Genomic DNA, 10969 nt, shown 5'->3' with positions numbered 1-10969 from the left:
GCACGGGGGATGGCGGGACGGGCACACGCTAGGCACGCCGCGGCGGGGACGGTGTTCCGTACCGCGTTTCGTGCATTCGCCGACAAGGCCTGGCGACGCTCAGACAAGTCGGCGGAGCCCGGTCTGCCGCAGCCTCATTGCACCGGGACCCGGTGCAGCCCTGCTGATGGGCCGCGGCGGCCCGGCCACTGGATCAGGTCATTCATGACATCGGCTTTTCCGTTCGGTTCGGGCTCTCCGGCCGGATGAGAGATGAGGACGGACGTGACCACCGACGACATGGCCCAGCGCGGTACGGCGGAGCCCGGCGTCGAGCCGGAGCAACGGCCGGAGCATCGGCCGGAGCAGAGCCGGCGGCCGAGCCACTCACCCATCGGCACACTGCAGCGGCTGGCCCGCGCGCCGTCCGTCAGCGTCATCGGAGCCACGCTCGTGCTCCTGTTCGCCATCGGGGCGCTGCGTCCGACGTATCTGCAGCCCAACCAGCTGCTCGACACCCTCCAGGCGTCCACGTACGTCGGCCTGATCGCGGCCGGCATGGCGTACCTCGTCTCCATGCGTGAGATCGACCTGTCCGTCGGTTCGATGTTCGGACTGTGCCTGATCTCCGTCGCCATGCTCGTCCAGGCCGGCTTCAACAGCTGGCTCGCGGCGGCCGCCGGGATCGTGCTCGGTGGCGTGCTCGGCGGGGTCAACGCGACGATCGTGGCGGTCATGCGGATCCCGACGATCGTGGCCACCCTGGCCACCCTGTCGGTGTTCCGCGGCCTGGCGATCGGCCTGACGGACGGCACCCAGGTGGTCAACCTCCCCATCGGTGACTCGTTCTTCTCCGTCGTCGGCGGCAAGGTGCTCGGCATCCCGTTCAGCATCCTGGTGTTGCTGGTGATCACCCTGGTGGTCGGTGTGACGCTGCACCACACCCCGTTCGGACACCGGGTGCTGGCCATCGGATCCAACCCCGAGGCGGCCCGGTTCTCCGGTATCTCGGTCACCCGGGTACGCACCCAGGTGCTGATCCTGGTTGGTCTGCTCGTCGGCGTGGCGGCGGTCCTGGGTCTGGCGTTCTTCACCTCCGGCGACCCGAACATCGGCGGCGGTTTCGAACTGCAGGCGATCGCGGCGGCGGTCATCGGCGGCACCCCGCTGCGCGGTGGCAGCGCGACCGTGTTCGGCGCGGCGGTCGGCGCCATCCTGCTCAACATCGTGGCGACCGGCCTCACCTACTTCAGCGTGCCGGCCAACTGGAGCGCTTTCGCCACCGGCCTGGTGATCCTGCTCGCTGTCGGAGTCGACAGCCTCGTCCGTCGCCGCCGAGCGGCGCACAGGTCCACCAGGACGGCCACCAGCTGAACCCGGCAGCAGCCTTCCGCCCGCTGCCCACCCTCCGAAGGAGACACTATGAAACCGTTCAGCCGAGCCGCGGGCACCCGTCACCGGCAGGCCGTGGCCGCCGGTGCGCTGTCCATGGCCTCGCTGCTGGTGCTGAGCGCATGCAGCGACACAGGGGCGAAGAGCAGCTCCGCGGGCGGGTCCTGTGACACCGCCGACAAGCAGCTGAACATGGCGTTCGTGTACGCCTCCACGACGCAGAACCCGTTCCAGGAAATGGCGATGGGCGCCCAGGCGGCCGCCGACGACGACGGCGACGTCAAGCTCCAACTGACCGCGCCCACCGGCATCGACGGGCCCAAGCAGGTGTCGCTGTTCCAGGCGGCCGCGCGCACCGCGACCGACGGGGTGGCCTATATGACGGTCACGCCCGACCTGTTCGTCCGGCCGCTCAACACGGCCACCGACTCGGGTGTGCCGGTCGTCGCCGTGGACGCCGGCCCGCCGCCCGGGACCAAGGTCAAGACGTTCGTCGCCAACAGCAACACCAAGCTGGGCGAACTGCTGGGTGAGGCGTACGTGGCGCAGAACCCGAAGGCCGACGGTCAGGTCGTGCTGGGCAACGACATCCCCTCGCTGCAGTTGCTCGTGCAGCGGCTCGACGGGGTCCAGAAGGTGCTGAAGGCCAAGCTGCCGAAGGCGAAGCTGGTCGGCCCGCTGGACACCAAGTCCGAGCCCACCGAGAACTTCAACGCGTGGAAGAGCGTGGTGCAGTCGCATCCCAAGGCGACCGCGTTCATCGGGGTGGGCGGCCAGGACGGCGTGTCGCTGCCGCTGATCGCCAAGCAGACCGGCCGCGATTACCTGGCCGCCTCAGCCGACCTGCCGCCGGAGGCGCTCCAGGCGGTCAAGGACGGCAGCCTCTTCGCGCTCTCCTCGCCCGAGCACTGGATGAAGGGCTACATCGCCATGCATCTGCTGATCGAGGCCAAGCGCACCTGCAAGGCGGTGCCCGAGGGCTGGTGGAACTCCGGCAACCTGCTGATCGACGAGTCCAACATCGACGACATCCTCGCCCGCCAGAAGAGCCCGGAGTCGCGCAAGGAGTGGTTCAAGAAGGAGATCGACAAGCAGCTGGCCGACCCGCCGCTGGCCCCGTTGGACCAGGCCGACTGACATCCATCCGTGCGGGTCCGGTGCGCCGGCCCCGCACGGCCACGTTCACAGGAGGAAGCGAGCCGACATGAATGTGCTCGAGACATCCGGCGTGCACCGGTCGTACGGCGGTGTGGTGGCGCTGCGCCCCATGGACTTCTCGGTGGCGCCGGGCACCGTGCACGCGCTGCTCGGCGAGAACGGCGCCGGCAAGTCCACACTGGTGAAGATCCTCGCCGGGGCGGTCGAGCCGGACGGCGGCCGGATCCTGCTCGACGGTGTCCCCGTGAGATTCTCCGACACCGCCGACGCGGCGCGTCACGGCGTCGCTGTGGTGTCCCAAGAGCTGAACCTGTTTCCGGACCTGGACGTCCTGGCGAACCTGTTCACCAAGCGGGAGCGGTTGCGCCGTGGCGTGCTGTTCGACCGGCGCGCGATGGCCGCCCGGGCCGAGCCCGTCCTCGCCGAACTCGGCCTCGACGTCCCGCTGCGCGCCCCCGTGGGCGAGCTGACCCTCGCCCAGCGGCAGCTCGTCGAGATCGCCAAGGCGCTGCTGACCGAGCCGCGCGTGCTCATCCTCGACGAGCCGACCTCCGCCCTGGACGACAGCGGCAGCAGGCGTCTGCTCGACGTACTCGACGTACTGCGCCGACGGCAGGTCGCGGTCGTCTTCGTCTCGCACCTCCTCGAAGAGGTCATGCAACTCAGCGACCAGGTGACCATCCTGAGGGACGGTCAGGTGGTGATGGCCGGGGCCGACCGCGCCGGCCTCACCATCGACGGCATCGTGCGGGCCATGCTGGGCGACAAGCTCCTCGCCGAGACGGAACTCGCCTCGCACACCCAGGGCCCGGCCCCGGACCCCGCTCCGCATCCGGCATCCGCACCGGCGTCGGCCCCGCCCTCGGCCGCGGGCCTGGAGGTGCACGGCGTCACCGTGCCCGGCGTACTCGACGGGGTGAGCCTCACCGCGCGGGTCGGCGAGATCGTGGGGCTGGCCGGAGTGGCGGGCGCGGGCCACCAGGCGCTGCTGGAGGTCATCTCCGGGGTACGCACGGCGTCCGCCGCCAAGCTGCGGCTGCCGCACCGGGCCTCGGCCGGGGCGCCGCCGCGCAGTCTGCGCCAGGCGGTACGCCGCGGAGTGGCCGTCGTCTCCGGCGACCGCCGGCTCGGGCTGATGCCGGACAAGCCGATCTGGCAGAACGTCGCGCAGGTACGCTCGGTCGCCCTGGCCCGCGACGGCGCCCTGCTGCGCCGATCGGAGCTGCGCCGGAGGGCCGCCGACCGAGTTGCCCGGCTGGCGGTCCGTACCTCCGGCGTCGAGCAGCCCGCCGGGCTGCTCTCCGGCGGGAACCAGCAGAAGGTCGTGCTGGCGAAGTGGCTGGAGGCCGCACCGTCCACTCTGCTGCTCGACGATCCGACCCGCGGCGTCGACGTCGGCGCCAAGGCCGAGATGCACGAGCTGATCCGGCACGCCTGCGGGGACGCCGCGGTGCTGCTGTGCTCGACCGACCTCGACGAACTGACCTCGCTGTGCCACCGGGTCCTGGTGTTCCGGCGCGGCCGGGTGGCCGCCGAGCTGTCCGGTCCGGAGCTGAACCGCCACCGCCTGCTGACCGAGATGAACACGGCCGACTGAACAGGGGCGTCCCGCACGCTCGGCCAGGGTCTGACCGCCCAGCCGCTGGGCGTCGACGCGACACGCGGGTTCAGACCCCGGGGTCTGCGGCGGTCGCCGCCATCTCCACGGTCCCGGACGGGTCCCGGCTCAGCCGGTACTCGCGGGGCGAGACCCCGTACGTCGCCTTGAAGACCCGGCTGAAGTGAGCGGCGTCGAGGAAGCCCCAGTGCGCCCCGATCGCGCTGACCGCCTTGTCACGGCTGGCCGGCGCGACCAGGTCACGGCGGCACTGCTCCAGCCGGCGCTCCCGGATCACGCGGGACACCGAGGTGCCCTCGGCCCGGAACAGCTTGTGCAGGTACCCGACGGAGATGTGGCAGGCCGCCGCGACCGTCTCCGGATCGAGGTCCGGGTCGTCCAGGCGGTCCTCGATGAAGCAGCGCATCTTCGCCATGAGGGTGCGCCTGGGGTCGGACGGCCGGTGCCCGGCGACGGTGAGCAGGTCGGCGTACAGCGTGCTGAGCAGGTCGATGACGTTGTCGGCCAGCCGCGCCGACTGGGCGCCGCCGATCTCGTCCAGTCGCGCGGCGAGATTCACCAGCAGCGGAACCACCAGCGCGCCGATGCCGGTGCGGCCGGACACCCTGCGGGCGGTGAGCCGGCTGACCGCGTCGTAGCCCAGGCGCAGCTCGCGGTGCGGGAACATCAGCACGAGCAGCCTGCAGGTGTCGTCGAACGACACCTCGTAGGGCCGGCTGGTGTCGTAGAGCGCCAGGTCGCCGGGGAGCAGCGGAGCCTCCCGGCCGTCCTGGGAGACCAGCACGTAGCCGCGCAACGGCATGCTCACCTTGTAGTACGGCATCTCCTCGGTACGGGCGATCTGCCGCTCGGTGCGCAGTGCGCGATGCGGACCGGCGGTCACCCGGCACACCGCCACGCTGCCCAGCACATCGGCGGAGATCTCGCCGCGGAAGGTGCTCGGATCGGAGAAGGTGAAGTCGAGTGGGACGAACACCTGGGCGACGGCTTCGCGCCAGGCCTCCTCGCGCTCCCGGACGGAGACATCAGCGGTGCTCACCAGCACGGTCATGGCCACCTCGGGTCCCGTGAGGTACCGGGTAAGACCGGGGAATCGTATATGATATTACCCACATTTGACACCCCCTCAGCAGGTCACCTGGCGACAAGCACCGGTTCCGGTGGGACAAGCCGACACCCGTACGGCCGCACGACACTCGGTCGAAGCATGAGGTGCTCGCGCACCGCCGCGCAACGCGTAACACCGACCCTTCGCGAGCCGTGTCAGGAAGGCCGATCATGACTGCTGAGCCCGCCGATGGATGCCCACACGACGTGGCGGACGCCTCGGACGCCGACGTGGCGGCGGCGCGCGCCGCCCTGGCCCGGCACACGAACGTGGCCGGAACGGCCGAGCACTTCCGCTATTGCCCAGGTTGCGCGCCATCCACCTGAAACCAGGCCCTTGAGGCAGATCGCATATGATCACACATATGACGCCAAGGGGCGGCAAGGGTAATTCACATATGATTGACCCCATGACTGCCCGTCAGCCAGACGCCGGCTCACCGCCTCCGAAGAGCGCCTCCCGGGTCGAGCTGGCCTACGCCACCCTTCGGGAACGCATCACCAGCGGCGTCTACGGCCCGGGCCACCGGCTCGTCCTCGACGAGCTGGCGCGCGAGCTCGGGGTCAGCCCGGTCCCCGTCCGCGAAGCGGTACGCCGACTCGAGGCCGAGGGGTACGTGGAGTTCCAGCGCAACGTCGGCGCCCGGGTGGCCACGTTCGACGAGCAGGAGTTCGTACAGACCGTCCATGTGGTCGCACTGCTGGAGGGGTACGCTACCGCGCTGGCCGCACCCCACCTGCGGCGCGCCGACCTCGCCCGCGCGCGGAAGATCAACGACCGAATGCAGGCGTCGCTCGACGACCTCGACCCGGTCCGGTTCTCCGCACTGAACCGCGAGTTCCACTTCGCCCTTTACGAGCGCTGCCCGAACCAGCACATCCAGGGGTTGCTGGAGACCCAGTGGGCCCGACTGGACACCATCCGCCGCTCGGTGTTCCGCTACGTCCCCGACCGCTCCAGGTCTTCGGTCGCCGAGCACGCCGAACTGCTCGACCTCATCGCCGCCGGCGCACCGGTGGAACGCATCGAGCAGGTGGCCCGTGCGCACAAGATGCACACCGGCGCGGCGGTGTCAGAAGCGGGCGGCGCCCCCGGGTGAAGGTGTGGGCCCATGGTGGCGGCGCGAGGAACTCCTTGCAAAGCGCATCCCGCGGGCAGCAGGGACTCGGTCAAGGAGCGCGACCGGAGGGGTCCGCCGGCGAGCCGCCGGTGGGAACCGCCGAGCGGGCACGTTGACGACTTCGCCGGTGCATCGCGGCCGTGTACACGTCCACCGCCGCCGAAGCGGCGGTGTCCCAGCCGAACGAGTGCGCGTGCCGGGCCGCCGCGGCGCCCATGCGGACGGAGAGTCCGCCGTCGTCCGTGAAGCGGCTGAGCCTGTGTCATATCCCCGGTCGGATCAGCGCGCGGCGTCTGGTGCGTGCGATCGCAAGGCGCCGGAGCGCCCTCGTGGCGGAGTCACGTGGGCGTTTCGGCAACGCGGCGAGTGTGCGTGCCAGGCGTCGCGCGCCCGGCCGGGGATATGACACAGGCTCTCAGGGCCCGCGCGTAGTCCGCCGGGTCGTGCCCCGGCACCAGGAAGCCGCTGACGCCGTCCCGGACGGCTACCGGGAGGCCGCCGACCTCGGCGGCGATCACCGGGGTACCGCACGCCTGCGCTTCGACGGCCACCAGGCCGAAGGACTCGCTGTGGGACGGCATGACCAGGACGGACGCCGCGCGGTACCAGTCGGCGAGCTGGGCCTGACCGACCGGTGGGCGGAACATGACGACGTCGGCGATGCCGAGCCGGGCCGCGAGCTTCTGCAGCCCCTCCGGCCTGGCCAGGCCGCTGCCGCTGGGCCCGCCGACCACCGGCACGACGATCCGCTTGCGCAGTTCGGGCTGATCGTCCAGCAGCCGGGCGACCGCGCGCAGCAGGACGTCCGGCGCCTTGAGCGGCTGGATGCGACCTGCGAACAGGGGGATCAGCGCATCCGGCGGCAGGCCCAGCCGTGCCCGGGCGGCCGCGACGCCGGCGGGGTCCGGACGGAAACGGTCCAGGTTCACACCCGGGTGGACTACGGCCACCTTGGCCGGGTCGGCCTCGTAGTGGAGGAGGAGCTCGTCCGCCTCCTTGCCGGTGTTGGCGATGAGCCGGTCGGCGGTCCGGACGATCTGCGTCTCGCCGATCACACGGGCCGCGGGCTCGGGTGTCTCGCCCTCGGCGAGCGAGGCGTTCTTGACCTTGGCCATGGTGTGCATGGTGTGGACGAGGGGGACACCCCACCGTTCGGCCGCGCGCCGGCCGACCTGGCCGGAGAGCCAGTAGTGGGAGTGGACGAGGTCGTAGTGGCCTGGTGGGTGACCGGCCCACACCTGCATGACGCCGTGCGTGAAGGCGCACAGCTGGGCAGGCAGGTCCTCCTTGGCGAGCCCCTCGTACGGGCCGGCTGCCACGTGCCGTACGAGGACGCCCGGCGTCAGTTCCACCGTGGGCGGGAGGTCGGCGGAGGTGGCTCGTGTGAAGACCTCCACCTCGACTCCGATCGCGGCGAGGCGAGAGGCCAGCTCGACGATGTAGACGTTCATGCCGCCCGCGTCGCCGGTGCCCGGCTGGTGCAGGGGGGAGGTGTGGACGCTCAGCATCGCCACCCGGCGGGGCCGCGGGTGGAGCCCGGGACGACGCAGCGGCGGCGCGGTCGTGAGCGTTCCGCCGCCGGAGGTACACGGTTCCGAACGAGTAGCGGGCGGGCGGCTTGTGGAGTGCGTTCCGTTCGGGATGCGGCTGTCCTGGGATTGCCGGGCCATGGTGAACTCACGCGATCGGTGCCGAGAGCGTCCGGCCTCGCCGTCCCGCGGCCTCGGGCCGGAGGGTGATGCGCTGTTCGCCCGCGTACACGTTCATGGAGTCGCCGCGCAGGAAGCCGACCAGCGTGAGCCCGGTCTCGGTCGCCAGGTCCACCGCGAGGGAGGATGGCGCGGATACCGCGGCCAGCACCGGGATGCCGGCCATCACCGCTTTCTGCGCCAGCTCGAACGACGCCCGACCGGAGACGAGGAGAATGTGCTGGGACAGCGGCAGGTCGCCGGACCGCAGCGCGCGGCCGATGAGCTTGTCCACGGCGTTGTGCCGCCCCACGTCCTCGCGCAGGTCCAGCAGCTCGCCCTCCTTGGAGAACAGCGCGGCCGCGTGGAGCCCGCCGGTCCGGTCGAAGACCTGCTGCGCGGCCCGCAGCCGGCTGGGCAGGGCGGCCAGCAAGTCGGTTTCCACCCGGAGCTGAGGAGTGTCGGCTATCGGCCAGCGGGCCGTGGTGCGTACGGCGTCCAGACTGGCCTTCCCGCACAGGCCGCACGAGGACGTCGTGTACACGTTGCGCTCGAGTGTGATGGTGGGCGTCGGGACTCCCGGGGCGAGCCGGACGTCCACGACGTTGTACGTGTTGGACACTCCGTCCGTGGCCGCGCCGGCGCAGTAGACGATGTTCGCCAGCTCCTCGGCCAGGCCGAGGACGCCCTCGCTCACCAGGAATCCCGCGGCCAGGGCGAAATCGTCGCCGGGTGTGCGCATGGTGATGGCCAGCGGCTTGCCGCCCAGCCGGATCTCCAGTGGCTCCTCCGCGACGAGGGTGTCCGGGCGGACGCTCGGGGCACCCTCCCGTATCCGTAGTACGCGGCGTCGCTTGGTGACCCGTCCCATGGCCTCACTCCTGTCGTCGTTGATCTCATGCGCCGCCCGGCCGCCGGCCGCCGATCGCCGGCATCGGGCGGTCGGGCTGCGTGAGGGACGGGCCGTCCTGGCCCGATCCGGCCTCCCTGCCTCACACGCCGCCCTCCACGGCCGGGTCGTCTCCCGGCGGCCGGGCACGGCGGACCTGAGAGGCCGGGCAGCCCCGTACCCGTCCGTCGGCGGTGGGCCGGCACCGCGCTCGACAAGGGCGCGGTGACGTGTGGTCGCTTGTTGCGGGCCGGGCCGCTGCGGTTCAGCGGGCCGCATCGTGCCGGTCCATGAGGGGCGCGCCTCTTGTGAGTCGGACGTTCGCGCGGTGTCGGGCCCTCAGCATTCGATGACGTTCACCGCGAGGCCGCCGCGGGCGGTCTCCTTGTACTTGATCTTCATGTCGGCACCGGTCTCCTTCATGGTCTTGATGACCTTGTCGAGGGAGACGTGGTGGCGCCCGTCACCGCGCAGCGCCATGCGGGCGGCAGTGACCGCCTTCACCGCGGCCATGCCGTTCCGCTCGATGCAGGGAATCTGCACCAGGCCGCCGACCGGGTCGCAGGTCAGTCCGAGGTTGTGTTCCATGCCGATCTCGGCGGCGTTCTCCACCTGCTCCGGGGAGCCGCCGAGCACTTCGGCGAGCCCGCCGGCCGCCATCGAGCAGGCGGAACCGACCTCGCCCTGGCAGCCGACCTCCGCGCCGGAGATGGAGGCGTTCTCCTTGAACAGCAGGCCGACGGCGCCCGCCGCCAGCAGGAAGCGGACGATGCCCTCCTCCCTCTCCTCCTGGGAGGCGTGGGAGGCCACGAAGTTCAGGTAGTAGTGCAGAACCGCCGGGATGATGCCTGCGGCGCCATTGGTCGGCGCGGTCACCACCTGGCCACCGGCGGCGTTCTCCTCGTTGACGGCCATCGCGTAGAGGGTCACCCACTCCATGGCCCGGCCCGCCGGGTCGCCCTCGGTGCGCAGTTGACGGGCGGTGGCCGCGGAGCGGCGGCGGACCTTCAGCCCGCCGGGGAGGATGCCCTCGCCGGACAGGCCGCGGGCCACGCACGCCTCCATGACGCGCCAGATCTCCAGCAGGCCCGCGCGGATCTCCTCCTCCGTGCGCCAGGCCTTCTCGTTCTCCAGCATCAGTGCCGAGATCGACAGGCCCGTCTCGTGGGCCAGGCGCAGGAGTTCGTCGCCCGTACGGAAGGAGTACTTCAGCACGGTGTCGTCGAGTTTGATGCGGTCCTCACCGACCGCTTCCTCGTCCACGACGAAGCCGCCGCCGACCGAGTAGTAGGTCTTCTCCAGCACCGGCAGGCCCTCGGCGTCGTAGGCGGAGAGCGTCATGCCGTTGGCGTGGTACGGCAGGGAGCGGCGGCGGTGCAGGACCAGCTGAGTCGCCTCGTCGAAGTCGATCTCGCAGGCCGTGCCGAACTCGGCGCCGAACAGGCGCAGGCGCCGGGTGGTGCGAACGCGCTCGACTTCCCGTTCCACCGCTGCCGGATCCACGGTCTCCGGCGCGTGGCCCTCCAAGCCGAGCAGGACGGCCTTCGGTGTGCCGTGACCGTGGCCGGTGGCCCCCAGCGAGCCGAACAGTTCGGCCCGGACGGACGCCGTCTGCTCCAGCAGGCCGTTCTTCTTCAGCCGTTCGACGAACATGCGCGCGGCCCGCATGGGGCCGACCGTGTGCGAACTGGACGGCCCTATGCCGATCGAGAAAAGGTCGAAGACGCTGATGGCCACGCCGGTCTCCTGGAAGCAGCAGGACGGGATTGTCAGTGCGAGGGGATGCGCGAGGGGATGCGCGAGGGGATGCGCGAGGGGATGCGCGAGGGGATGCGCGAGGGGATGCGCGAGGGCTTGCCGGGCACGTGGCTGCGCACCCGGCCTCGAACGGCACCGGATCTCATGAAGAGGTGAGAACAGGCATCAGCGGCTCCCTGTGGAGGGGCGCAGTGCGCGGTGTACGCGTTGGCGGGGAGCGCGCCGGCGATGTGCTCGGCACGCGGCCCGAACGGCCGGC

The 10969-nt window shown here is 71.1% G+C and carries 8 protein-coding genes and 2 pseudogenes; 5 read left to right on the top strand and 5 right to left on the bottom strand.

The genetic code is table 11. The features are described from left to right. The first annotated feature begins 264 nt into the window (after window positions 1-264). From FNH04_RS02365 to FNH04_RS02355, 3 genes are all read left to right on the top strand, one after another. Window positions 265-1353 carry an ABC transporter permease gene (locus tag FNH04_RS02365; protein ID WP_322722468.1) on the top strand — a complete coding sequence of 363 codons (1089 nt, stop codon included), beginning with the start codon at window positions 265-267 and terminating at the stop codon, window positions 1351-1353. 48 nt (window positions 1354-1401) lie between these two features. Next, window positions 1402-2508 (top strand): sugar ABC transporter substrate-binding protein, encoded by a 1107-nt coding sequence (locus FNH04_RS02360; protein WP_228030984.1) that lies wholly within the window; start codon window positions 1402-1404, stop codon window positions 2506-2508. Between the two features lie 67 nt (window positions 2509-2575). Further along, window positions 2576-4126, top strand: coding sequence for a sugar ABC transporter ATP-binding protein (locus FNH04_RS02355; protein ID WP_152779786.1), 1551 nt, complete (start codon window positions 2576-2578; stop codon window positions 4124-4126). Window positions 4127-4196: 70 nt separating this feature from the next. Here the strand turns inward: FNH04_RS02355 and FNH04_RS02350 are convergent, their stop codons facing one another. Then, on the bottom strand, window positions 4197-5198 hold the full coding sequence (locus FNH04_RS02350) for an AraC-like ligand-binding domain-containing protein (protein ID WP_152779784.1): 1002 nt from the start codon (window positions 5196-5198) through the stop codon (window positions 4197-4199). 227 nt (window positions 5199-5425) lie between these two features. On the opposite strand from FNH04_RS02350, the gene FNH04_RS46310 reads away from it, so the two are divergent. Both FNH04_RS46310 and FNH04_RS02345 read left to right on the top strand, forming a co-directional pair. Then, on the top strand, window positions 5426-5581 hold the full coding sequence (locus FNH04_RS46310) for a hypothetical protein (protein ID WP_194236513.1): 156 nt from the start codon (window positions 5426-5428) through the stop codon (window positions 5579-5581). A gap of 83 nt (window positions 5582-5664) precedes the next feature. Further along, window positions 5665-6354 (top strand): GntR family transcriptional regulator, encoded by a 690-nt coding sequence (locus FNH04_RS02345; protein ID WP_152779782.1) that lies wholly within the window; start codon window positions 5665-5667, stop codon window positions 6352-6354. A gap of 70 nt (window positions 6355-6424) precedes the next feature. On the opposite strand, the pseudogene FNH04_RS47240 reads toward FNH04_RS02345, so the two are convergent. The 4 genes and pseudogenes from FNH04_RS47240 to FNH04_RS02325 all read right to left on the bottom strand — a co-directional run. Beyond that, a pseudogene (locus tag FNH04_RS47240) lies at window positions 6425-6631 on the bottom strand (hypothetical protein); the annotation flags it as partial. Between the two features lie 136 nt (window positions 6632-6767). Beyond that, window positions 6768-7925, bottom strand: a pseudogene (gene mshA, locus FNH04_RS02335) (D-inositol-3-phosphate glycosyltransferase); the annotation flags it as partial. Between the two features lie 127 nt (window positions 7926-8052). Continuing rightward, complete coding sequence (gene fdhD / locus FNH04_RS02330) at window positions 8053-8934, bottom strand: formate dehydrogenase accessory sulfurtransferase FdhD (RefSeq protein ID WP_152779777.1); 882 nt, start codon at window positions 8932-8934, stop codon at window positions 8053-8055. A gap of 357 nt (window positions 8935-9291) precedes the next feature. Further along, window positions 9292-10689, bottom strand: coding sequence for an L-serine ammonia-lyase (locus FNH04_RS02325; RefSeq protein ID WP_322722464.1), 1398 nt, complete (start codon window positions 10687-10689; stop codon window positions 9292-9294). Window positions 10690-10969: the final 280 nt, after the last annotated feature.

Origin of the sequence: Streptomyces phyllanthi, assembly GCF_009377205.1 — a bacterium.
In the GTDB taxonomy this organism is placed as follows: Bacteria; Actinomycetota; Actinomycetes; order Streptomycetales; family Streptomycetaceae; genus Streptomyces; species Streptomyces phyllanthi.
The sequence above is the reverse complement of the archived record's forward strand: the minus strand, read 5'-3'. Positions and strand labels throughout refer to the sequence as shown.

Excerpts from the sequence above, each read along its gene's own strand:
- FNH04_RS46310 (WP_194236513.1), top strand. The coding sequence starts at position 5,426 with ATGACTGCTGAGCCCGCCGATGGATGCCCACACGACGTGGCGGACGCC.
- fdhD (WP_152779777.1), bottom strand. The coding sequence starts at position 8,934 with ATGGGACGGGTCACCAAGCGACGCCGCGTACTACGGATACGGGAGGGT.
- FNH04_RS02345 (WP_152779782.1), top strand. The coding sequence starts at position 5,665 with ATGACTGCCCGTCAGCCAGACGCCGGCTCACCGCCTCCGAAGAGCGCC.
- FNH04_RS02360 (WP_228030984.1), top strand. The coding sequence starts at position 1,402 with ATGAAACCGTTCAGCCGAGCCGCGGGCACCCGTCACCGGCAGGCCGTG.
- FNH04_RS02350 (WP_152779784.1), bottom strand. The coding sequence starts at position 5,198 with ATGACCGTGCTGGTGAGCACCGCTGATGTCTCCGTCCGGGAGCGCGAG.
- FNH04_RS02355 (WP_152779786.1), top strand. The coding sequence starts at position 2,576 with ATGAATGTGCTCGAGACATCCGGCGTGCACCGGTCGTACGGCGGTGTG.